Genomic DNA, 22,420 nt, shown 5'->3' with positions numbered 1-22,420 from the left:
CCCGGCACTCCCCGGCACTCCCCGCCCTCGGCTCCGCCCCGCCCGGGCAGGCGGGGTGGAGCCCGCGGCCGTATCTGGGAAGATGGCCCCCGACGATGACGTCGCCCCTAGGTCAGGGCCTACTCGTATACCGGCACATTCACAAGGAGCCGATAGATGCCCATCGCAACCCCCGAGGTCTACAACGAGATGCTCGACCGGGCGAAGGCAGGCAAGTTCGCCTACCCGGCCATCAACGTGACCTCGACCCAGACCCTGCACGCGGCCCTGCGCGGCTTCGCCGAGGCCGAGAGCGACGGCATCGTCCAGATCTCCACCGGTGGTGCGGAGTTCCTCGGTGGCCAGTACAGCAAGGACATGGTGTCCGGCGCGGTCGCGCTGGCGGAGTTCGCGCACATCGTCGCCGACAAGTACCCGGTGAACATCGCGCTGCACACCGACCACTGCCCGAAGGACAAGCTCGACGGCTACGTCCGCCCGCTGCTCAAGGTCTCCCAGGAGCGGGTCGCCGCCGGCCGCACGCCGCTGTTCCAGTCCCACATGTGGGACGGCTCGGCCGAGGTCCTCGACGAGAACCTCGCCATCGCCCGGGAGCTGCTCGCCGAGGCCGTCAAGGCGAAGATCATCCTCGAGGTCGAGATCACTCCGACCGGCGGTGAGGAGGACGGCGTCTCGCACGAGATCAACGACGAGCTCTACACCACCGTCTCCGACGTCGAGCGCACCGCCGAGGCGCTGGGCCTGGGCGAGAACGGCCGCTACCTGCTGGCCGCCTCCTTCGGCAACGTGCACGGCGTCTACAAGCCGGGCAACGTCGTCCTCCGCCCGGACCTGCTCCGCGAACTCCAGGACGGGATCGCCGCGAAGTCCGGCAAGACCGACCCGTTCGACTTCGTCTTCCACGGCGGTTCCGGCTCCACCGAGGAGGAGATCCGCACCGCGCTGGAGAACGGTGTCGTGAAGATGAACCTCGACACCGACACCCAGTACGCCTTCACCCGCCCCGTCGCGGACCACATGTTCCGCAACTACGACGGCGTGCTGAAGATCGACGGCGAGGTCGGCAACAAGAAGACCTACGACCCGCGCAGCTGGGGCAAGCTCGCCGAGGCGGGCATGGCGAAGCGCGTCACCGAGGCCTGCGCCAACCTGCGCTCCACCGGCACCAAGCTCAAGTAGGGCGCCCGGCGGCGGAGGACCGGGCCCGCGCGGCCCGGCCGCCCGCCCCGGACGCCTCCGCGAGACCCGGCACCTTCCGGTGAAAGCCGCCGAGCTGCCGGGTCTCGCCGTCCCCGGCCGGACCACCGCCGGCAGCCGGCGGCCCGGCCCATCTCACCCTGAGAACACACCCGCACACGGTGCGGATCGGTGCGTACGCGCACCCGTCCGATCCCGGCGGGGGACAGGCAGACTGGACACCATGGCCACACACGAGAACCTCCTCGGGGGACCGCCCCCGACCCATCTGCCCGACGACCCGGAGCCGCGCGAACTGCTCGCCTCCGGTGCGGCCCCGGCCGAGGTCGCCGCGAAGTACCCGGCGTCCTCCCTGGCCTGGGCCCAGCTCGCCGACGACGCCTTCGAGGGCGGGCGCGTCGTCGAGTCGTACGCGTACGCCCGGACCGGCTACCACCGCGGGCTCGACGCGCTGCGCCGCAGCGGCTGGAAGGGCCACGGCCCGGTGCCGTTCGAGCACGAGCCCAACCGCGGCTTCCTGCGTGCCCTGCACGCCCTCGCCCGCGCCGCCCAGGCGATCGGTGAGGACGAGGAGTACGAGCGGTGCAGCACCTTCCTCCGCGAGTCGTCCCCGACCGCGGCGGACACCCTCACCTGAGCTGCACGGCAGGGCGCCCCAGGGCGTCCCGGCACACGCAGCACCGCGCAACACCACACAGCACCACCCGGGCCGGCCGCGTCACGCGGTCGGCCCTTGCCGTATCCCGCGTCGGCCACGGATGATGCGCACAGGGCCGCCGAGCTGCACCGACCGTGCGCGAGGCGGACCCGAGAGGGGACCGGGGCTCCGATGCCGGACAGGAAGGAGCGGACCGCTACCCGGGAACACGCATCGAGGAGACACTGATGTCGCAACACCCCCCTGCCTCCGAAGCCGCCCAGGCCGCGTCCACCCATGACGCGGACACCCCGAACCTGGACTTCGCGGGCACCACCCCGTACGAGGACTATGTGCAGGCCGACGTCCTCACCCACCTCCAGCACCCGCTCTCCGACGACCCCGGGGAGATGGTCTTCCTGGTCACCACCCAGGTCATGGAGCTGTGGTTCACCGTGATCGTCCACGAGTGGCAGACCGCCGCGGGCGCGCTGCGCCGGGACGACCTGCCGGTCGCGATGGCCGCCCTCAAGCGCTCCACGTACGAACTCCAGTCGCTCAACGCCTCCTGGCAGCCGCTGGCGCACCTCACCCCGGTCCAGTTCAACTCCTACCGCGGCGCGCTCGGCGAGGGCTCCGGCTTCCAGTCCGCGATGTACCGGCGGCTGGAGTTCCTGCTCGGTGAGAAGTCCGCGTCCATGCTGGTCCCGCACCGGGGCGCGCCGCGCGTGCACGCCGAGCTGGAGAAGGCGCTCCACGAGCCGAGCCTCTACGACGAGGTGCTGCGGTTCCTCGCCCGGCGCGGCCACGCCGTGCCCGCCGCCGTGCTCGACCGCGACGCCACGCTCCGGTACGAACCGGACCCGGCCGTCGAAGAGGTCTGGCAGCGGATCTACGCCGGCTCCCAGGAGGACGAGCTGGTGCGGCTCGGCGAGGCCCTGACCGAGGTCGCCGAGCTGGTGTGGCGCTGGCGCAACGACCACCTGGTGGCGACCCGGCGCGCGATGGGCGCCAAGACGGGCACCGGCGGCTCCCCCGGCGTCTCCTGGCTGGAGAAGCGCGCCCGGCACAACGTCTTCCCCGAGCTGTGGACGGCGCGCAGCCATGTCTGAGCCCGTGACCCACCACTCGAAGCCCGTGCCCGCGCCCGTACCCGGGCTCCCGGCGGACCGTGCGGCCGGACTCGCGGCGCGCGCCGCGCGGCTCGACGCGGCCGATCCGCTGGCGAAGCTGCGGGACCGCTTCGTGCTGGAGAGCGCACCGGCGGCCGGCGACACGGCGGCCGTGCGCACCGGCACCGGCACCGAGACCAACACCAACACCAACACCGAGACCAACACCAACACCAACACCGAGACCAACACCAACACCAACACCGGCACCGACACCGGCACCGGCACCGACACCGGCACCGGCACCGGCACCGGCCCCGGCACCGGACGTACGGCCGTGGCGCCCGTCTATCTCGACGGCAACTCCCTCGGCGCCCTCCCCGCGCACGTCCCGGACGTGCTGGCGGAGGTCGTCGGCCACCAGTGGGGGCGGCTGCGCATCCGGTCCTGGGAGGAGAGCGGCTGGTGGTCCGCGCCGGAGCGGATCGGCGACCGGATCGCCCCGCTGGTCGGTGCGGCCCCGGGCCAGGTCGTCGTCGGCGACTCCACGAGCGTCAACGTCTTCAAGGCCGTCGTCGCGGCCGTCCGGATCGCCCAGCAGGGGCCGTCCGGCGCCGGTCCCGCGGGCCCCGGCGGCATCGGCGCGGAGAGCTTCCCCGGCGGCTCCGTACCGCTGCGGGACGAGATCCTCGTCGACGCCGCGACCTTCCCCACCGACGGGTACATCGCCGAGTCGGCCGCCCGCATGACCGGCTGCCGCATCCGTGCCGTGCCGCCGGGCGGGATGGCGGCGGCCTTCGGCCCGCGCACGGCCGCCGCGCTGGCCAACCACGTCGACTACCGCACCGGGCGGCTGCACGACCTGCCCGGTGTCACCGCCGCCGCGCACGCCGCCGGGGCCGTCGTCGTCTGGGACCTGTGCCACAGCGCGGGCGCCCTGCCCGTCGGGCTGGACGAGCACGGTGTCGACCTGGCCGTGGGCTGCACGTACAAGTACCTCAACGGCGGGCCGGGCTCCCCGGCCTTCCTGTACGTGCGCCGCGACCTCCAGCCCCGCTTCGACTCGCCGCTGCCGGGCTGGAACTCGCACGCCGACCCGTTCGGCATGGCCCCGTCCTACACGGCCGCAGACGGCGCCGCCCGGGGCAGGGTCGGCACGCCGGACATCCTGTCGCTGCTGGCGCTCGAAGCCGCGCTCGACGTGTGGGACGGGGTGTCGGTCGAGGACGTACGGGCCAAGAGCCTGGCGCTGACGGACTTCTTCCTGGAGTGCGTCGCGGCGTACGTGCCGGAGGGCCGCGTCGAGTCGGTGACCCCGGCCGCGTACGCCGAGCGCGGCAGTCAGATCGCGCTGCGCTGCCCCGACGCGGGCGAGGTCATGCGGGAGCTGGTCGCGCGCGGCGTCGTCGGCGACTTCCGCCGCCCGGACGTCCTCCGTTTCGGCTTCACGCCGCTGTACGTCGGCTTCGCCGACACGGAACGGGCGGCCCGGGTGCTGGCGGACGTCCTGGCGGAGCACGAGCGGCGGGCACCGGCCGCGGAGCCCGGGGCCTCCGCCGGTCCGGCCGGGGACTGACGGGTGTCACGGGCGGAGGAGACGGCGCTGCTCGCCCTGGCGGCGGAGCCCCCCGACCGCACCACGCGGTACGGGGGGCACCCGTCCCAGGTCGTCGACCACTATCTGCCGGACGGCGGCCTCCGCCCGGACCCGGCCCGGCCCCGGGTCACGATCCTGCACGGCGGCTACTGGCGCGAGGCGTACGACCGCACCCATGTGTCGCCGCTCGCCGCCGCCCTGGCCCGGGAGGGCATGGCGGTGGCGCTCGCCGAGTACCGCCGGGTCGGTGGCGGTGGCGGCTGGCCGGCGACCTTCGAGGACGTCGAGCGGCTGGTCGCGACGGCATGGGCGGGGACCGGCTCCGGGCGGGCGGCCGCGCCCGCGCGGGACGACGGCCCGCCGGGCGGGAACGCGGTGCCGCCCGGCGGGCCCCATGTGCTGCTCGGGCACTCGGCGGGCGGACACCTCGCCCTGTGGGCGGCGGCGCGGGCGGCGCAGCGGAACCGTAGGGACGACCCGCCCGCCTTCGACCGCGTCGTGGCCGTGGCCCCCGTCGCCGATCTCGGACGGGCCCACGCGCTCGGCCTCAGCGACGGTGCCGTGGCCGGGCTGCTGGGCGGCCCGGACGCCGTGGCGGAACTGCTGCCGCTGGTGGACCCCCTGCGGCTGCCGCCGCCCGCCGTGCCGGTCACGCTGCTGCACGGCACGGACGACCCGGACGTGCCGCCGACACTGTCCCGCGCCTACGCGGAGGCCGCCCGCCGGGCCGGTGGCGACGTCACCCTGTGGGAACAGCCCGGCACCGGGCACTTCGCGGCCCTCACCCCGGCCCGGGTGGCGACCGGCCCCTACGCGGACCTGCTGGCCGCCCTGCGGGGAGCACCCCGGCCGGCGTGAGGTCCCGGCCGAAGGCGGGCCGGGTGACGGGCCCGGGGCGGGCCCGTCCTCCTGTCATCCTCAAGTCGGACCCCCGGAAGTCGGCAGCAACGGTGACGACACGCCGCCCCGGGCTGCGTAGCGTTCCGGTTGTGAGAGAGACGAAGACCGGGCACGACACAGCGCACACCTCCCGAACGGCGACCGGATCCCGGTACGAGGACTGGACGGAGTCCCGCCTCGCGGGTGTCGCGTGGCACCACTTCCGCGAGGACCTGCTCGTCGACGCGTGGCGGTTCCGCCCGCTGCCGCCGATCGGCCGGGAGCGGCTGCGCCGCTGGCCGAGACTGGCCCGGGCGGGCGTGCGCTGGCTGCCGCACGCGGTCGTCATCGTTTTCGCCGTGATCCTCGCGCTGGCCGAGGCGGCGGCCGCCGACTGGCACCAGCCGCCGCTGATCGCGGGGTTCTACGCGGTGTCCCAGACCCTGCCCGTCGGCATGGTGCTGCTCCGGCCGGTCGGCGCCTGGTGGCTGTCGCTCGGCACCACGGCGCTGGCCTGTCTGACCTATCCGGGCCCGGGCACGATCGGGCTGATGGCCGTGATGATCCTGGTCACGCTGCGGTCCAGGCCCCGGGTGGCGGTCGAGATGTGGGTCGTCTCGACCGTGGTCGTGGGCCTCGCGGTCTCCGCGGGCAATCCCAACGACTTCGTCGTCGTCCCGATGGTGTCGTTCATCACCGCCTGCTTCCTCGGCACCGCCGTCGCCGTACGCGGCTGGTGGCTGGCGCGCGGCCAGGTCGCCGAGCAGGAGACCCTGGTCGCCGACGTGCGCGGCCGGCACACCCTGCTGGAGGAGCGCGCCCGGATCGCCCGTGAGCTGCACGACGTCGTCGCGCACCACATGTCGGTCATCGCGATCCAGGCGGAGGCGGCTCCGTACCGGGTGGAGGACCCGCCCGGGGAACTGACGCGCAGCTTCGCCCTGATACGGGAGAGCGCGGTCGCGGCGCTGTCGGAGCTGCGCCGGGTGCTCGGGGTGCTGCGCTTCGAGGGCGCGGAGGCGTTCGACGCGCCCGACGCGCCGCAGCCGGACCTCTCCCGGCTGGACGACCTCGTCCAGGGCGTACGGGACGTGGGGCTGCCCGTGGAGGTGGCGCGCACCGGGGCGCAGCGGCCGCTTCCGCAGGGCGTGGAGCTGTCCGCGTACAGGATCGTGCAGGAGGCGCTGAGCAACGCGCTGCGGCACGCCCCCGGTTCGCAGGTGCGGGTCGAGGTGTCGTACGTGCTGACCGGGGTCGGCCTGCGCATCGTCAACACCGCGCCGACGGCCGAGGCGCAGCCGTCGCCCGGCATGGGGCACGGGGTGACGGGGATGCGGGAGCGCGCGACGATGCTGGGCGGCGAACTGGCCGCCGGGCCGACCGAGGACGGCGGCTACGAGGTGGCCGCGTTCCTGCCCGCCGGCCCGGCGGACCACCCGGACCGGCCGGACGGCGGCGGTGGCACCGGTGGCACCCGTGGCGGCGCGGTCAGCCTCGGCAAGGACCCGGAGGAGACGGCATGACCGGCACGACCGGCCCCGGCGCGACCGGCCCCGGCACGGACGCCACCAGGGACGGCGGGCCCGGCCCCGTCCGGGTGCTGATCGCCGACGACCAGTCCATGGTCCGTGAGGGCTTCTCCGTGCTGCTCGGTGCCCAGCCCGGCATCGAGGTCGTGGGCGACGCCGTCGACGGTCACCAGGCCGTCAGCAGAGCCGCCGCCCTGCGCCCGGACGTGGTGCTGATGGACATCCGCATGCCCGGGATGAACGGTCTGGAGGCCACCCGCCGCATCGCCCGGGAGCGCGAGGAGGATTCCGGCCCGCGCGTGCTCATCCTGACCACCTTCGACCTCGACGAGTACGTCTACGAGGCGCTGCGCGCGGGCGCCAGCGGCTTTCTGCTCAAGGACGCCTCGGCCCGCCAGCTCGCCGACGCGGTACGGATCGTCGCGGCGGGCGACGCGCTGCTGGCACCGACCGTCACCAAGCGGCTGCTCGCGGAGTTCACCCGGCTCGGCGCCCCGCGGGCGCCGCGCACGGACCGCATCCGGGAACTGACGGAGCGGGAGACGGAGGTGCTGTCGCTGATCGCGCAGGGACTGTCGAACGGTGAGATCGCGACCCGTCTCGTCGTCTCCGAGGCGACGGTGAAGACCCACGTCAGCCGGGTCCTGGTGAAGCTCGGCCTGCGCGACCGCACCCAGGCGGCGGTCTTCGCCTACGAGATCGGGCTGGTCACCCCGGGCGGTGCCGGACCGCCCGGTCCGGGAGCGGGCGGGTGACCGGCCGGGGCGCGGCCGCCCGCCTCTCCCTCCCGGCCGGCCGGGCCGACTAACGTCGGCTCATGACCGCAGCCGCCGCAGCCGATTTCGCCCCGTGGTCGCCCGACTTCGTCGCCGATCCCTACCCGGCCTACGCCGCCCTGCGGGAACGGAGCCGCGCGGACAGGGTGGTGTGGTTCGAGCCGACCGGGCAGTGGCTCGTCCCGCACCACGACGACGTGACCCATCTGCTGCGCGACCGCCGGCTGGGCCGCACGTATCTGCACCGCTTCTCCCACGAGGAGTTCGGGCAGCGGCCGCCTCCGCCGGGCCACCGGATGTTCCACGCCCTCAACGGCTCCGGGCTGCTCGAACTGGAGCCCCCGGACCACACGCGCATCCGCCGGCTGGTGTCGAGGGCCTTCACGCCCCGCACCGTGGAGCGGCTCCGGCCGACGGTGGAGCGGCTGGCCGCCGGTCTGGTCGATGAGCTGTGCGAGGCGGGCGGCGGGGACCTGATCGCCCGGATCGCGGAGCCGCTGCCGGTCGCGGTGATCGCCGAGATGCTGGGGGTGCCGCTCGCCGACCGGGGGCTGCTGCGGCCGTGGTCGGCAGCGATCGTGGGGATGTTCGAGATGGTCCCGGGCAAGGAGCCGGACCCGGGGACGGCGGAGCGTGCGGAGCGGGCCGCCGCCGAGTTCTCCGCGTACCTCCGCGGTCTGATCGCCGAACGCCGTGCCGCGCCGTCGGACGACCTGATCAGCGCGCTGATCGCCGTACAGGACGACGACGGCGGCGCGGGGGCGGGCGGCGGAGCGGGGGCGGCTGGCGGCGCCGGGGCGGATGAAGGCGCAGGGGCGGGCGGCGCGTCCGGAGCGCGGGGTGGTTCCGGCGACCGGCTCACCGAACAGGAGATGGTCTCCACCTGTGCCCTGCTGCTCAACGCCGGTCACGAGGCGAGCGTCAACGCCACCGGCAACGGCTGGCTCGCCCTGTTCCGTGACCCGGAGCAGCTCGCCCGGCTCCGTGCGGAACCGGACGCCCTGCTGCCCACCGCCGTCGAGGAGTTGCTGCGCTACGACACCCCGCTCCAGATGTTCGAGCGCTGGGTGCTGGAGGACATCGAGATCGGCGGCACCGTCGTCCCGCGCGGCTCGGAGGTCGCGCTGCTCCTCGGCTCCGCCAACCGCGACCCCGCCCGCTTCCGGGCCCCGGACCGCCTGGACCTGGCCCGGGCGGACAACCCGCACCTCGGCTTCGGCGGCGGCATCCACTACTGCCTCGGCGCCCCGCTCGCCCGGCTGGAACTGGCGGCCTCCTTCGGGGCGTTGCTGCGCCGGGCACCGGGGCTGCGGCTCACCGCCGAGCCCGCGTGGCAGCCGGGCTACGTGATCCGCGGCCTGCGCGAACTGCACGTCGGGCTCTGAGGGTCGCCGCTTTTTGTCCACAGGCTGTGGACAAAGTATTCGGCGCGCCCGGCGGTCTGCGAGAATCGCGCCCTGCCGCCCTGCCGCCCAGCCGCCCGGTCCCAGCGCCATCTGCCGCGCGTACCCGAGCGGTTGGCCCCGGGAAGCGCCTCACGGGGCCGGGTCCGGTGGGTCTGCCTGGAGGGGCGCCGGGCGGGTATGAAGCCTGAGATAGTCCGCACGAGTGACATCCCCAGGGGGTCGGTGATGGTTGTCAGTCGCTGCTGCTTCACTAAGGCCATCGACGATGAGGAGCGTGCGATGCCCACCGTGATTCACCGAACGCGAGACGAGCTCATGGAGCAACGCGAACGCCTGCTCGCGGAGGTCAACATGTCGTACGAGCAACTCCGGGAGCGGGCCGCCACATACAGCCTGAGCATGGACGAGCTGGACGTTTGGCACACGATTGAAGGCTTGGACTACCTTCTCTCGGGTGACTCGTGACGAGCCTGCCTCCCTGGACGTTCTGGCGACGGAGTTCGCCGACAAGCTGACGCTGTTGACGCGGGGTGTCCTCGGTGAGGACTCTCCGCGTTTTCATGCGATCGAGACCGGTCACAGGCTGCGCGTCGCACCGATAAAGGCCGATGAACGCAGTCGCCGCATCCCGATCAGCATCAACGGCGAACCGTGTCTGAGTCTCCTCGTCTGCTACTACTGCTGCTGGGACGGCTCCAGCACGTTTCTCGCCACGGACCAGGCGGACATCAAGCTGTTCTACGACCGGACCCCCGACCCGCTCCTGCGCTTCGAGTACGTACGCGGCAGCAACGAACCGCCGGGCGCGCACATTCAGGTCCACGCTCACCGGGACGAAATGGCCTACCTCCTGAGGCTGGCCGAGGCAGGTCGGCCGAAGCAGGGGCTCAAGCGGCGGAAGCTTCCCCGGTTGTCGGAGATGCACCTGCCGGTCGGCGGCCACCGGATGCGGCCGGCCCTGGAGGACGTCCTGCTGTTTCTGCACCGCGAGTTCGCCGTCGACGTCGTGCCGGGATGGCGGAACGTGATCCGGGACCATCTTCACGAGTGGCGCCGGCTCCAGCTCAAGTCGGCGGTGCGTGACTCCCCCGACGACGCGGCCGAGGTCTTGCGCGCCATGGGGTATCTCGTGGAACCACCCAAAGTCCGCGGGCCCCGCCCGGCCCCTGATGCGGTGAAGCTCTTCTGGCCCTAGTGACGGATCCGGCCGCCTCCGGGGCGTCGGCCGGGTCGGCCGGTGGCCGGAGCTGAGGGCCGGGGCTTCGGACCGGCCGGAGCCGGGGTCCGCCCCGCGGGGCGGACCCCCGGGGACAGACTCTTGCTCCGGCCGGCCGGAGCCGTTACTTCAGGTCCAGATCCCGTCGGCGGAAGCCCGCCAGGCCCGCCCAGATCAGGGCGGCCGCGACCAGCGTGAGGATCGCGAGCGGCGTCCAGTTCATGTCCGCGGCCGGGAGCTGGGGGACGTGGCCGAAGGGGGACACGTTGTTCAGCCAGTCGGGGAACTGGAGCATCTGCCCCAGATAGCCGACGACGAAGCCGTACACCGGGACCAGCCACGCCACCGTGACGGCCGACGGGTACCAGCCGAAGAGCAGCGTCGCGACGCCCGTCGTGACCCAGAGCGCCGGGGCGTACGCCAGCGCCGCGCCCGTCAGCCGGAGGACGAGACCGCCGTCGCCGGTCGTCGCGGCGCCCAGGAGGCCGAAGGACAGCCCGGCCGCCAGCAGCATCGCGGTGCCGCCGGCCAGCGACACGACGATGTGGCTGCCCGCCCAGCGGGTGCGGGACAGCCCGGTGGCGAGCAGGGGTTCGGCCCGGCCGGCCGATTCCTCGGCGCGCGGGCGGAGGGCGGCCATCACCACGTACACCGAGGCCACGACCGAGACCGGGATCATGGTCATCGCGGCGAAGGACTCGGTGACCGAGGCTCCGCCCATGGCCGCCAGGGCCTCCTGGATCTGGTCGATGTCGTCGAGCAGGTCGTCCGCGTCGCCGAGGATGGACCCGTACACGGCGCCGAGCATCAGCAGCCCGGCGCCGAAGCCGGCCAGCATGCCGCGGTGCAGCCGCAGCGCGAAGCCCAGGGGGTGGGTCAGCGGGCCGGAGGCCGTGCGGCTGCCGAGCCGCTGCGGGCGCAGCCCGGCGCCCACGTCGCGCCGGGTGCTGAGCGGGAAGGCGACCGCGGCCGCGGCCGCGGCGAAGGCGAGGGCGAGCAGCAGCGGCCACCAGCGGTCGTCGAGGTAGACGTAGGTCCGCTGGACCCAGCCGATCGGGGAGATCCAGGACAGCCAGTCGTTGCCGACGTCACCGGCGGCGCGCAGCACGTACGCGGCACCGATCACCGCGAGGGCCATGCCCGAGGCACCCCGGGCCCACGGCGTGATCTGCACGGTGACGGCGGCCACGGCGGCGAAGACCATGCCCACGGCGGCGTGCGCGAAGCCGTAGAGGAGCGAACCGCCGGCGTCGATGCCCTCGATGCCGAGGCCGGACAGTCCGGCGGCGAGCAGCAGCGCGAGCGCGACATTGGCGACGAGGGCCACGGACAGGGCGGCGGCGAGCTGGGCATGGCGGCCGACGACGGTGGAGCGGAGCAGCTCGGCGCGCCCGGTCTCCTCCTCCGCGCGGGTGTGCCGGGAGATGATCAGCACGCTCATCAGGCCGACCAGCACGGCAGTGAAGCCGAGCATCTGGTGGCCCATCATCGAGCCGAAGTTGTAGTCCGTGAGGTAGTGGCGCGGGCCGGAGGTGGCGAGCCCGGCGGGGCTGCCCATGGTCTCGGCGGTCGAGGCGCGGTCGGCCGCGGACGTGTAGAGGGTGCTGAGGCTGTTCGCGGTCGACACCGTGCCGAGGAGCAGGGCGAGCAGCCATACGGGGATCCGGACCCGGTCCCGGCGGAGCCCGAACCGGATGAGGGTGCCGGTCCCGGCCAGGGTGCCGCGGCCGGTACCGCGCGCGACCGGGGCGGCCGGGGTACGGGGCGGTGCGGCGGCGGTCATCGACCGGCTCCGTCGGAGGGCGTGTCGCCGGTGGTGGCCGTGGCGGTGCCGGTTTCCGCTCCGGGCGCCGGGTGGCCGTTCGCGGCGAGTTCGTCCCCGTAGTGGCGCAGCATCAGCTCTTCGAGCGTCGGCGGGTGGCTGGTCAGGGAGCGGACGCCGGACTCGGTGAGCAGGCGCAGCGCGCCGTCGAGGTGGTTGCCGTCGACGGCGAAGCGCACCCGCGGGCCGTCGGTGCGCAGGTCGTGCACGCCGGGCAGCCCCTCCAGCCCGGTGGCCGGGCGCTCGGTCTCGGCCTCGACGGTCGTCCGGGTGAGGTGGCGCATCTCGCCGAGCGTGCCGGACTGCACGGTGCGGCCGAGCCGGATGATGCTGACGCGGTCGCAGAGCTTCTCGACCTGGGCCAGGATGTGGCTGGAGAGCAGCACGGTCTTGCCCGCGGCCTTGGCCTGGAAGATCACGTCCTGGAAGACGACTTCCATCAGCGGGTCGAGCCCCGCGGTCGGCTCGTCGAGCAGCAGCAGCTCCGCGTCGGAGGCCAGGGCGGCGACGATGGCGACCTTCTGCCGGTTGCCCTTGGAGTAGGCGCGGCCCTTCTTGGTCGGGTCGAGGTCGAAGCGCTCGATCAGCTCGTCCCGGCGCTTCTTGTCGAGACCGCCGCGGAGCCGGGCGAGCAGGTCGATGGCCTCGCCGCCGGTGAGGTTCGGCCACAGCTCGACGTCGCCGGGGACGTAGGCGAGGCGGCGGTGGAGTTCGACGGCGTCGTTCCAGGGGTCCTTGCCCAGCAGCCGGGCGGTGCCGCCGTCGGCGCGCAGCAGCCCGAGCAGGACCCGGATGGTGGTGGACTTCCCGGCGCCGTTGGGGCCGAGGAAGCCGTGCACCTCACCGGTGTCGACGGTCAGGTCGAGACCGTCGAGTGCCCGGGTCCGGCCGAAGGACTTGTGGAGCCCGGAGACGGAGATTGCAGTGGTCATATTTCTGAAGCTACTGTGGTTTCACAAGATTGTGAAGTTAGGAAAGCGTATAAACTCTGGCCGCACGATGATCAAGGAAAGGGGTGCGGACGGTGACAGATGAGCCGACCGGGGAGCCGGCCGGGAAGCCGACACCGTCCCCGTACCCGGAGGACGTCTCGCGGTTCGTCGAACGCTTCGCCTCCGAGCTGACGGACGCCGGCATGACCCGGATGTCCGCCCGCGTCTTCGCGGCCCTGCTGGCCTCCGAGAGCGGCGCCCTCAACTCGGCCGAGCTGGGCGAACGGCTGCACATCAGCCCCGCCGCGGTCTCCGGCGCCGTGCGCTACCTCACCCAGCTGGGACTCATCGGCCGGGAGCGCGAGCCCGGCTCCCGCCGCGAGCGCTACCGGGTGCACAGCGACCAGTGGTACGAGACGTACAGCCGCCGGAACCAGGTGCTCACCCGCTGGGTGGACACCATGCGCACGGGCGTCGAGGCGCTCGGCGAGGACACCGCGGCCGGGCAGCGGATCGACGAGACCCTGGCGTTCTTCGAGTTCCTGCACGCCGAGTCCGCGGCCATGATGGACCGCTGGACGGTCCGCCGGGCCCGGCTGCGCGAACAGGGGCGGCTCGCCGGCGGCGAGGACGGCGAGGACGGCGGGGGCGAGCGGAACGGCACGGGGCCGGGCGACGGCCCGGAACGCTAGCCGGACCGGGGCCACGCCACCCGGATCCCCGCGGCAGCGCGGGGCGGCCCGCACAGCGCCCCGCCTCAGGCCCCGCGCGTCACGCAGAACCGGCGCGTCACGCCTCAGAACCCGCACGCCCCGCCTCAAGCCCCGCGCGCCCCGCCTCAGACCCCGCGCGTCGCGGACGGCTGGTTCGGCAGTGTCAGCCGCAGCGCGCCGGCCCGGACCGTCCACGTACGCGTACGGACCGGCCCGCCGACCACCGCGTCCGCCCGGTAGTGGAAATCGGGCCCGGAGACCGTGACGGCCCGGGCGTGCGCCATGAGCGGCCCGGAGCCCCGGTCGCCGTCCGCGGTCTGCACGACGACATGGGCGCGCGGCGCCGGGACCGCGCTGTCCGCGGGCGTGCCGCGCGGCGTGCACACCCCCGCGCCCGACGGTGCGCCGCCCGGCGCGCAGACCGTCACCGACACGTCCTCCACCGGCCGGTCCAGATCGACCAGCAGCACCCCGTCCGCCTCCACCCGCAGCCGGTGCGGCGCGGAGTCGCCGGGCGCCGGGGCGGAGCCCGTACGACGGCCGCGCACCAGCGACCGGCAGCCCCGCAGCGTGGGCACCCACCAGGGCTGCCGCGCCGCTGCACCCGCCGTGCCGGGGATGCTGAGCCCGCCGAGGACGATCCCGTCGCTGTCGTCGACCAGCAGGTCCAGCCGCCGGTCCGTACCATCCAGCACCGCGCGCGCCGCCGCCACCGGGCCGGTCGGCACCCCCAGCTCGCGGCCCAGCGCGACGGCCGCCGCCGAGGCCCCGACCGGTACGTACGACAGCGCGGCCTCGTGCGTACCGCGCTCCCGGTGCAGCAGGCCGACGAGACGCCGCAGCGCCTGGTCGTCACCGACGATCACCGGCCGCCGTCTGCCGCGGTGCGCGAGCGCCCGGGCGAGGTCTCCGGGACCGTCCGGGAGGCAGATCTTCGCGGCCGCTCCGGCGCAGAGCACATCGCGCACGATGCGGACGGATTCGGCGTCGCTGTGCCGGGCGACCGGGTCGATGACGACGAGCAGCGGGCGCCCGCCGGGTGCTGGAGCCGACACCTCGGTCCTTCCTCAGGTAATCTCTCGGTGCAAGAGCCCCTGTCGCTGTTGCGCCAGGGGCTTCGTCTATCCGGGGCACCGGTTCGACGGCTCTGGTGACGGCGCGCGCCGCGTATCGGCGCGCGATCGCCGCCGTGCACGTTGGACATGCCCCGCCCGGAAGGGGTGTACGCCTGTGCCCGCACTTGTGCTGCTCGGTGCTCAGTGGGGTGACGAGGGCAAGGGAAAGGCCACCGACCTGCTCGGTGGCTCCGTGGACTATGTGGTGCGCTACCAGGGCGGCAACAACGCCGGCCACACGGTCGTCGTCGGCGACCAGAAGTACGCGCTGCATCTCCTCCCTTCCGGGATCCTCTCGCCGGGGTGTACCCCGGTCATCGGCAACGGCGTCGTCGTCGACCCGGCGGTCCTGCTCTCCGAGCTGAGCGGACTGAACCAGCGCGGCGTCGACACCTCCAAGCTGCTGCTCAGCGGTAACGCGCACCTGATCACGCCGTACCACACGACGGTCGACAAGGTGACGGAACGCTTCCTCGGCAAGCGGAAGATCGGCACCACCGGCCGCGGCATCGGCCCGACGTACGCCGACAAGATCAACCGGGTCGGCATCCGGGTGCAGGACCTCTTCGACGAGTCGATCCTGACCCAGAAGGTCGAGGCGGCGCTCGACTTCAAGAACCAGGTGCTGGCCAAGCTCTACAACCGGCGCGCCATCGCGACCGAGCAGGTCGTCGAGGAACTGCTGGGCTACGCCGACCAGCTGCGCGGCTATGTCGCCGACACCACCCTCGTCCTCAACGACGCGATCGACGCGGGCAAGGTCGTCCTCTTCGAGGGCGGCCAGGGCACGCTGCTGGACGTCGACCACGGCACGTATCCGTTCGTGACCTCCTCGAACCCGACCGCGGGCGGCGCCTGCACCGGGGCCGGGGTCGGCCCGACGAAGATCAACCGGGTCATCGGCATCCTGAAGGCGTACACGACGCGGGTCGGCGCCGGGCCGTTCCCGACCGAGCTGTTCGACGAGGACGGCGAGGCGCTGCGCACGATCGGCGGCGAGCGGGGCGTGACCACCGGCCGCGACCGGCGCTGCGGCTGGTTCGACGCGGTGATCGCGCGCTACGCGACCCGGGTCAACGGCCTGACCGACTTCTTCCTGACGAAGCTCGACGTGCTGACCGGCTGGGAGCAGATCCCGGTGTGTGTCGCGTACGAGATCGACGGCGAGCGGGTCACCGAGCTGCCGTACAGCCAGACCGACTTCCACCACGCCAAGCCGGTGTACGAGATGCTGCCGGGCTGGTCGGAGGACATCACCAAGGCGAAGACCTTCGCGGACCTGCCGAAGAACGCGCAGCGTTACGTGAAGGCGCTGGAGGAGATGTCGGGCGCGCCGATCTCCGCGATCGGTGTCGGCCCGGGCCGGACCGAGACGATCGAGATCAACTCCTTCCTGAGCTGATCCCGGACCCGGGCGGCTCCCGGCCGGCCGGGGGCGCCGTCAGAAGTCGACGGGGTCGCGGACGAGCGGGCACGTCATGCAGTGCCCGCCGCCGCGGCCCCGGCCGAGTTCCGCCCCGACGATGGTGTGGACCTCGATCCCGGCCCGGCGCAGCAGGGCGTTGGTGCGGGTGTTGCGGTCGTAGGTGAAGACCACGCCGGGCTCCACGGCCACCGCGTTGTTGCCGCTGTCCCACTGCTGGCGCTCGGACTCGTAGACGTCGCCGCCGGTCTCGATGACCCGCAGCTCCCGCAGGCCCAGCGCCTCCCGGACGACGTCGGTGAACGCCCGCCCGCCCTCGTCGGTGATCTCGACCCCGGGCGCACTGCCGGGGGCGCCGCCGCCGGATGTGCCGCCGGGGCGCAGCGAGAAGCTGTGGATGCCGTCCACGATCCTCGGGTAGAGCGTGACGACGTCGCGGTCGGCGAAGGTGAAGACGGTGTCGAGGTGCATCGCGGACCGCAGCTTGGGCATGCCGGCGACGACCACGTGCCGGGCCGCCCCGTGCTCGAACAGCGCGGCCGCGACCTGGGTGATCGCCTGCCGCGAGGTGCGTTCGCTCAGCCCCATCAGCACGACACCGTTGCCGACGGGCATGATGTCGCCGCCCTCGAAGGTCGCCCGGCCCCAGTCGAGATCGGGGTCGCCCCACCACACGCGCGAACCGGCGAAGTCCGGGTGGAACAGGTAGACGGCCTTCATCAGCAGCGTCTCGCCGTGCCGGACCGGGAAGTGCAGCGGATTGAGCGTCACGCCGCCGTACAGCCAGCAGGTGGTGTCCCGGGTGTAGAGGGTGTTCGGCAGCGGCGGCAGCAGATACTCGCGCATGCCGGTCGCCTCCCGGGCGAGGGCGACATAGCCGGGCCGGTGCTCGCCGGGCAGGTCCGAGGTGGCGAGTCCGCCGATCAGGTACTCGGCGAGCTGCCGCGGCGGCAGACCCTCCAGGAAGGCGCGGGTGCCGTCGACGAGCCCGAGCCCGACCTCGTTCGGCACGATCTTGCGGTCCAGCAGCCAGGACCGGGCCTCGGGGATCGCCATGGTCTCGGCGAGCAGCTCGTGCAGCTCGACCACCTCGACCCCGTGTTCGCGCAGCCGTGCCACGAAGTCGGCGTGGTCGCGCTCGGCGTTGTCGACCCACATCACGTCGTCGAAGAGCAGCTCGGAGGCGTTGCGGGGGGTCAGCCGGCGGTGCGCGAGCCCGGGCGAGCAGACGAGGACCTTGCGGAGCCTGCCGACCTCGGAGTGCACCCCGAGCGGCCCCGGGGACCGTTCGGGAGCCGGTGCGGGGGTGCCGTTGCCGGGTTCGTGCGCCATGGCGGGGAAGTGCCTTTCTCACGAAGAACAGGGGGTGGGGGAGGTGAGGTGCCGCGCGGCTCAGAGGCTGATCCAGCCCGCGGCCAGGGAGGTCACCCCGGCGGCGGCCCCGGCGACCGACACGGCGCAGATCACGAGTTCGCCGGGCGAGAAGAGGCGCCTGCCCTGCTCGCGCCGCGCCTTGACGAAGAACAGCGTGGCGGGCGCGTAGACGATCAGGGAGACGAGGACGAACTTCGGCCCGGCCGCGAAGAGCAGGAAGACCGTGTAGGCGCAGGCCAGCGCCGCCACCACGATCTCGCGCCCCCGGCCGCGCCCGCCGCCTTCGGTGCGGGCGTCCGGCCGCACCCCGATCCGCAGCGCGAACGCGGCGGCCAGCAGGAACGGGATCAGCGTCAGCGCGCTGGTCAGATTGAGCGCGAAGTTGAAGGCGTCCTCGGAGAACAGCGTGACGACGAGCACCGCCTGCACCATCAGCGTGGTCATCAGCAGCGCCGGTACGGGGACGTCGGCGGCCGAGGCACCGCGCAGGAAGCGCGGCATGTCGTCGTCCTTCGCCGCGACGAACAGCACCTCGGCGGCCATCAGCGTCCATGCCAGATAGGCGCCGAGGACGGACACGATCAGCCCGACGCTGACGAAGACCTGGCCCCAGGTGCCGACCGCCTCCTCCAGCACCCCGGCCATCGACGGCTGCCGCAGCTCCGCGATCTCGCCCATCGGCAGGATGCCGTACGAGACGACGGTGACCGACGCGAAGACGGCGAAGACGCTGAGGAAGCCCAGCACCGTGGCCCGCCCGACGTCGGAGCGGCGCCGGGCGTGCCGGGAGTAGACGCTGGCGCCCTCGACACCCAGGAACACGAACACCGTGACCAGCATGGTGCCGCGCACCTGGGCGAACAGGCCGCCCGCGTAGTCCGCGCCGCCGAAGTTCTCCGCGAAGACGCCCGGGTCGAAGAAGAAGAGCGCCAGGACGACGAAGACCAGGATCGGGACGACCTTGGCGATGGTGACGATCCTGTTGATCATCGCCGCTTCCTTGACGCCGCGCCGCACGAGCAGGAAGAACGCCCACAGGCCCAGCGACGACAGCACCGTGGCGAGCGGCGTGCCGCCGTCGCCCAGCGCCGGGACCACGGATCCGGTGGTCGACATGATCAGCACCCAGTACGTCACATTGCCGACGCAGGCGCTGGCCCAGTAGCCGAAGGCCGAGAAGAAGCCGAGGTACTCGCCGAACCCGGCCTTCGCGTAGGCGTACACACCGGCGTCGAGGTCCGGCCGCCGCACGGCGAGGCTCTGGAAGACGAAGGCGAGCATCAGCATGCCGCTGCCCGCGACCGTCCAGGCGATCAGCGCCCCGGCGACCCCCGTCTCCTCGGCGAACCGGCTCGGCAGCGAGAACACCCCGGCGCCCACCATCGAGCCGACCACCATCGCGGCCAGGGTGAGCAGGGAGAGCTTGGCCGCGGGGGACTCCGTCGGGGACGCGGTCGGGGACTCGGCGTGGCTCATGCCGCTGCTGCTCCTGGGCTGGACGAGCTGGACTCGGCTGCTGCCGGCGGCGGGCTCCGGCCGCCCGGCTCTCAGCCCCGGACCGGCCGGGATCATGACCGGCTTATGCAACATAAACCTTTAAGAGAGCTTATGCCGGTATTACGGCGTGCGCCGGGCGCGAGCACCTGTCCCCGCTCGGACGACCTGGCCCGCCGGACCTGGCCGCCGGACCTGGTCCAACCGGGCTCCGGGACAGTACAAACTGTGAGCGGGAGACGAAGGGGGGCCCGATGCCCGTAAGGAAACCTCCGACCGAGCGGCAGCGGCGGCTGGGTGCGGAGTTGCGCAAGATGCGCGAGCGGGTGGGGCTGACGATCAACGAGGCCGCGGTGCTGCACCGTACGGACCGGACCACCGTCAGCAACACGGAATCCGCACGCTCCGGGGTCAGCACCGATCGGGTGCGGGTCTGGGCGGCCAACTACTCGTGCCATGACTCCGCTTACGTCGATGCCCTCGCTGAGATGGCGAGGGAGCGACGGACGGGCGCCGCGAACTGGTGGGACGAGTACCGGGACGTGCTCGTCTCCACGTTGCTCGATCTGGCCGAACTGGAGCACCACGCCGTCGCGCTACGGGCCGCGCAGATCACGCACATGCCCGGGCTGTTGCAGCACGAGGCCTACGCCCGAGCCCTGTTCGAGGAAGAGGTTCCGCCGCTGGCTGCCGGTGATTTCGAGCGCAAGCTGGCCTTCCGGCTCAGGAGGAACAGGGTGCTTGACGGGCCTGCGGCGCCGCAGTGCACGTTCATCATTCACGAGGCTGCGCTGCGCATGCGGTTCGGCGGCAGGCAGACGGTGCGGACCCAGCTGACGCATCTGCTGGAACAGTCGGAACGGGACAACGTGACACTCCGCGTCCTGCCCTTCGCGGTGGGCGGCTACCCGTCGGCGGCGAGTTCGACTCTGTACGCCTACGGGCCCGTCCCGCAGCTCGACACCGTGCAGACGGACTCACTCGGCTCCACGTTCGCCGATGCCGAAACCCATCTCGCGAACTACCGTGCGGTGTTGGACCGTATGGAGGAACGGGCTCTCGACCCGCAACGGTCGCGGGTCTTCCTCCACGAAGTGGCACAGGACGTATGAGGCATGGGGTGGATGGAAGTGCAGTGGCGCAAGTCCTCGTTCTCGGAGCATTCCGACGGCAACTGCCTGGAACTCGCGTCTCACCGGGGTGGCGTTCTCCTGCGGGAGAGCGATGAGCCCGATGTCGTCCTCACGGTGAACCCGGCGACGCTGCGGTCGTTGGTGGCAGGTGCCAAGCAGGGTCAGTTCGACCGATCCCACAGTGCTACGGGCCACTGAAGGGCCGCAGGGCTGAGGGGTCCCCCTGTCGGGTCACGACCCGCTGCGTGGCGATATGGCATATGCCACCTTTGCCAGCCCTCACGCAACATGTTGTTTCTGGCCTCATATTGACGCTACCGTCTTCACAACTCGACCCGGACGCATCCGTGTTGAGCCGAAGACATGAGTGCCCCGGCGGTGCGGCAACACCCCGGGGCATGGCCAACGCCACCCAGAACCAGGAGCGTCAGCATGACCTACCGTATCCGGCTTGCCCTCCTCCGGACACTCGACCGTGTGATCGCGCAGCTCGTTCCCGCCACGGGGCGGCGGCGCGCCGTCCCCGGGCGGGCGCGTGTCCTCACCGCAACCGGCTTGCGGCTGGTCGTGCGCGCGACCGACCCGCCGCGTCGCGCCGTGGACTCCCGGCCGCCGGTCGCGGACCGGCGGGGCGTCCGGGGCGCGCTGCCGGTGCTCGACGGCACCGGCCCGCTGGTCCGGCCCTACCTCGTCGCCCACGAGCGGGAGGAGCGCCGACAGGAGCGGCGTGACGCTCTCGCCCTCGCGCTGTACGGAGCCGATCCCGGCCCGTGGGCCGTCAGCGGGCACACCATCGGCACCCGGGCCATGAGCAGGGGCGCCCTGGAGGTGACGGCCTGATGGGAACGCCGACCACGGTCGCCGGTGACCCCGGCGCGGGGCGCGGGCTGCGGATCAGCCGGGTGCCCGGCCAGCCCGTACGGCGGGACGCGGGCGGCAGCCTGATCATTCCGCTCTGGCTCCGGCGGGACGGTGTGTTCGACGCCGACCTGGCCCTGCGGCTCTCCCCGGCGGAGGCCGAACTGCTGCACGCCCAGCTGTGTTTCGCCCTGGACGACGTCCCCGGGACGTACTCGCCCGCGTACACACCGGACTGCCTCGACCCCCGGGGCCCGTCCGGGCCGAACGGCCCGTAGGCCCGCCGCGCACACGGTCCTCAGCCCACCTTGGTGTACGTCAGCGGTTCGCCGCTGCCGTCGGTGAAGACGCGGATCAGCCGCCCGTCGGAGGTCCGTTCCAGGGTGGTCACCGGGCCCGGCCGGCAGGAGCTGAGCGGTTCGCCCGCGTCCACCGCGGAGGGACCCAACTCGACCGGCGGTCCGGCGGAATTGAGCACGGCGCTGAACTCGCAGTGGTAGCCCGTGCCGTCGGCGTCCATCCGGAAGACGGTGTCGCCCTGCTCCCCCTGGACGAGGGTGAAGCGGCGGACGTCGCTGCCGTCGGCGCCGAAGGCGGTCTCCCAGGTGCCCAGGTAGGGCTCGGGAATCACCCCGTCCCCGGCACCGTCCGCCGGGTCGTCCGAGGCCCCGGCCGAGGGTGCGCCGTCCGAGGGGGTGCCGGGCGGGGTGCTGCCGCCGGTGTCCGGGTCCGCTCCGGTGCCCGGGCCCGGGGAGGCGTCGTCCCAGGGGTTGTCGTCGGCGGGCGGCCGTTGCGCCCGGTGGGAGCGTGAGCCGTCGTCCAGCAGGACGTAGACGGCCGCTCCGCCGCCGACCGCGACGACCAGGGCCGCCGCGGCGGCCAACAGGGGCGTACGCCAGTGGCGGCGGGAGCCGTCCGGGGGCACGTAGGCCGGGGCGTACGGCGGCAGATGCCCCGGTGTGGTGGCGGCCCGGGGCGGCGGCCCGGGGTCGGGGGCGCCGGGGGCGGGCGGTGCGGCGGGCTGCCCCGGGACGGCGGGGGGCACGGGCTGTGCTGAGCCCGGGCGGTGCGGGGTGGCGGGACGTACGGGACCGGCGGCGGACCCCGGGAGCGGCGGCAGTCCGGGTCCGCCGTGCGGGGCGGAGCCGCCGGTCGCCGGTGCGGGCAGACCCGGGTGCCCGGACGTGCCCGGGAAGCCGGGGAGGCC

At 73.2% G+C, this 22,420-nt stretch carries 21 protein-coding genes and 1 pseudogene; 16 read left to right on the top strand and 6 right to left on the bottom strand.

What is annotated here, in order from left to right; genetic code table 11:
• The first annotated feature begins 156 nt into the window (after positions 1-156).
• The 10 genes from fbaA to GCU69_RS08085 all read left to right on the top strand — a co-directional run bounded on the left by fbaA (position 157) and on the right by GCU69_RS08085 (position 10,328).
• Positions 157-1,179 (top strand): class II fructose-bisphosphate aldolase, encoded by a 1,023-nt coding sequence (gene fbaA, locus GCU69_RS08130; protein ID WP_156205522.1) that lies wholly within the window; start codon positions 157-159, stop codon positions 1,177-1,179.
• Positions 1,180-1,420: 241 nt separating this feature from the next.
• On the top strand, positions 1,421-1,834 hold the full coding sequence (locus tag GCU69_RS08125; RefSeq protein ID WP_098752696.1) for a DUF3151 domain-containing protein: 414 nt from the start codon (positions 1,421-1,423) through the stop codon (positions 1,832-1,834).
• A gap of 248 nt (positions 1,835-2,082) precedes the next feature.
• Positions 2,083-2,946 (top strand): tryptophan 2,3-dioxygenase family protein, encoded by an 864-nt coding sequence (locus GCU69_RS08120; protein WP_098752695.1) that lies wholly within the window; start codon positions 2,083-2,085, stop codon positions 2,944-2,946.
• Positions 2,939-4,522 (top strand): aminotransferase class V-fold PLP-dependent enzyme, encoded by a 1,584-nt coding sequence (locus tag GCU69_RS08115; RefSeq protein WP_235978316.1) that lies wholly within the window; start codon positions 2,939-2,941, stop codon positions 4,520-4,522. Before GCU69_RS08120 ends, GCU69_RS08115 begins: the two co-directional genes overlap by 8 nt.
• Positions 4,523-4,525: 3 nt before the next feature.
• On the top strand, positions 4,526-5,401 hold the full coding sequence (locus tag GCU69_RS08110) for an alpha/beta hydrolase family protein (protein WP_098752694.1): 876 nt from the start codon (positions 4,526-4,528) through the stop codon (positions 5,399-5,401).
• A 131-nt stretch (positions 5,402-5,532) separates the two neighbouring features.
• Positions 5,533-6,945, top strand: coding sequence for a sensor histidine kinase (locus GCU69_RS08105; RefSeq protein WP_156205521.1), 1,413 nt, complete (start codon positions 5,533-5,535; stop codon positions 6,943-6,945).
• Positions 6,942-7,706, top strand: coding sequence for a response regulator (locus GCU69_RS08100; protein WP_156205520.1), 765 nt, complete (start codon positions 6,942-6,944; stop codon positions 7,704-7,706). The genes GCU69_RS08105 and GCU69_RS08100 overlap by 4 nt, the downstream gene beginning before the upstream one ends.
• Before the next feature lie 62 nt (positions 7,707-7,768).
• Positions 7,769-9,112 (top strand): cytochrome P450, encoded by a 1,344-nt coding sequence (locus tag GCU69_RS08095; protein ID WP_156205519.1) that lies wholly within the window; start codon positions 7,769-7,771, stop codon positions 9,110-9,112.
• Between the two features lie 198 nt (positions 9,113-9,310).
• Positions 9,311-9,598 (top strand): hypothetical protein, encoded by a 288-nt coding sequence (locus GCU69_RS33530; RefSeq protein ID WP_235978315.1) that lies wholly within the window; start codon positions 9,311-9,313, stop codon positions 9,596-9,598.
• The gene (locus GCU69_RS08085) at positions 9,588-10,328 is read left to right on the top strand and encodes a hypothetical protein (RefSeq protein ID WP_098752689.1); all 741 of its coding nucleotides are present in this window, start codon (positions 9,588-9,590) and stop codon (positions 10,326-10,328) included. The genes GCU69_RS33530 and GCU69_RS08085 overlap by 11 nt, the downstream gene beginning before the upstream one ends.
• Positions 10,329-10,473: 145 nt before the next feature.
• On the opposite strand, the gene GCU69_RS08080 is transcribed toward GCU69_RS08085, so the two are convergent.
• Together GCU69_RS08080 and GCU69_RS08075 are read right to left on the bottom strand one after the other, a co-directional pair.
• Positions 10,474-12,132, bottom strand: a complete 1,659-nt coding sequence (locus GCU69_RS08080; protein WP_156205518.1) for an ABC transporter permease — start codon at positions 12,130-12,132, stop codon at positions 10,474-10,476.
• Positions 12,129-13,103 (bottom strand): ABC transporter ATP-binding protein, encoded by a 975-nt coding sequence (locus tag GCU69_RS08075; RefSeq protein ID WP_098752687.1) that lies wholly within the window; start codon positions 13,101-13,103, stop codon positions 12,129-12,131. The genes GCU69_RS08080 and GCU69_RS08075 overlap by 4 nt, the downstream gene beginning before the upstream one ends.
• A 92-nt stretch (positions 13,104-13,195) precedes the next feature.
• Between GCU69_RS08075 and GCU69_RS08070 the strand changes: the two genes are divergently transcribed.
• Complete coding sequence (locus tag GCU69_RS08070) at positions 13,196-13,795, top strand: GbsR/MarR family transcriptional regulator (RefSeq protein WP_235978313.1); 600 nt, start codon at positions 13,196-13,198, stop codon at positions 13,793-13,795.
• A 146-nt stretch (positions 13,796-13,941) separates the two neighbouring features.
• Here the strand turns inward: GCU69_RS08070 and GCU69_RS08065 are convergent, their stop codons facing one another.
• Entirely contained in the window at positions 13,942-14,871 is a 930-nt protein-coding gene (locus tag GCU69_RS08065; RefSeq protein WP_098752686.1) for a diacylglycerol kinase family protein, read from the bottom strand.
• Between the two features lie 175 nt (positions 14,872-15,046).
• Here GCU69_RS08065 and GCU69_RS08060 point away from each other — a divergent pair, with 175 nt between their 5' ends.
• Positions 15,047-16,333 carry an adenylosuccinate synthase gene (locus tag GCU69_RS08060; RefSeq protein ID WP_098752685.1) on the top strand — a complete coding sequence of 429 codons (1,287 nt, stop codon included), beginning with the start codon at positions 15,047-15,049 and terminating at the stop codon, positions 16,331-16,333.
• A gap of 39 nt (positions 16,334-16,372) precedes the next feature.
• Here the strand turns inward: GCU69_RS08060 and GCU69_RS08055 are convergent, their stop codons facing one another.
• Both GCU69_RS08055 and GCU69_RS08050 read right to left on the bottom strand, forming a co-directional pair.
• Positions 16,373-17,686, bottom strand: coding sequence for an arginine deiminase (locus tag GCU69_RS08055; protein ID WP_156205517.1), 1,314 nt, complete (start codon positions 17,684-17,686; stop codon positions 16,373-16,375).
• A gap of 60 nt (positions 17,687-17,746) precedes the next feature.
• Complete coding sequence (locus tag GCU69_RS08050; protein WP_098752683.1) at positions 17,747-19,204, bottom strand: basic amino acid/polyamine antiporter; 1,458 nt, start codon at positions 19,202-19,204, stop codon at positions 17,747-17,749.
• A 272-nt stretch (positions 19,205-19,476) separates the two neighbouring features.
• Here GCU69_RS08050 and GCU69_RS08045 point away from each other — a divergent pair, with 272 nt between their 5' ends.
• The 4 genes from GCU69_RS08045 to GCU69_RS08030 all read left to right on the top strand — a co-directional run bounded on the left by GCU69_RS08045 (position 19,477) and on the right by GCU69_RS08030 (position 21,491).
• Positions 19,477-20,334 (top strand): helix-turn-helix domain-containing protein, encoded by an 858-nt coding sequence (locus GCU69_RS08045; protein ID WP_156205516.1) that lies wholly within the window; start codon positions 19,477-19,479, stop codon positions 20,332-20,334.
• Positions 20,335-20,337: 3 nt separating this feature from the next.
• Positions 20,338-20,553, top strand: a complete 216-nt coding sequence (locus tag GCU69_RS08040) for a DUF397 domain-containing protein (protein WP_328629985.1) — start codon at positions 20,338-20,340, stop codon at positions 20,551-20,553.
• Between the two features lie 234 nt (positions 20,554-20,787).
• A complete protein-coding gene (locus tag GCU69_RS08035; RefSeq protein ID WP_098752680.1) occupies positions 20,788-21,195 on the top strand; it encodes a hypothetical protein in 408 nt (135 codons plus the stop codon).
• The gene (locus GCU69_RS08030; protein ID WP_098752679.1) at positions 21,195-21,491 is read left to right on the top strand and encodes a hypothetical protein; all 297 of its coding nucleotides are present in this window, start codon (positions 21,195-21,197) and stop codon (positions 21,489-21,491) included. Before GCU69_RS08035 ends, GCU69_RS08030 begins: the two co-directional genes overlap by 1 nt.
• Positions 21,492-21,511: 20 nt before the next feature.
• On the opposite strand, the pseudogene GCU69_RS08025 reads toward GCU69_RS08030, so the two are convergent.
• Positions 21,512-22,420, bottom strand: a pseudogene (locus GCU69_RS08025) (serine/threonine protein kinase); the annotation flags it as partial.

The sequence above is a fragment of the Streptomyces lycii genome (genome assembly GCF_009735685.1).
Lineage (GTDB): Bacteria > Actinomycetota > Actinomycetes > Streptomycetales > Streptomycetaceae > Streptomyces > Streptomyces lycii.
This window is presented reverse-complemented; position numbering and strand designations above follow the sequence as displayed.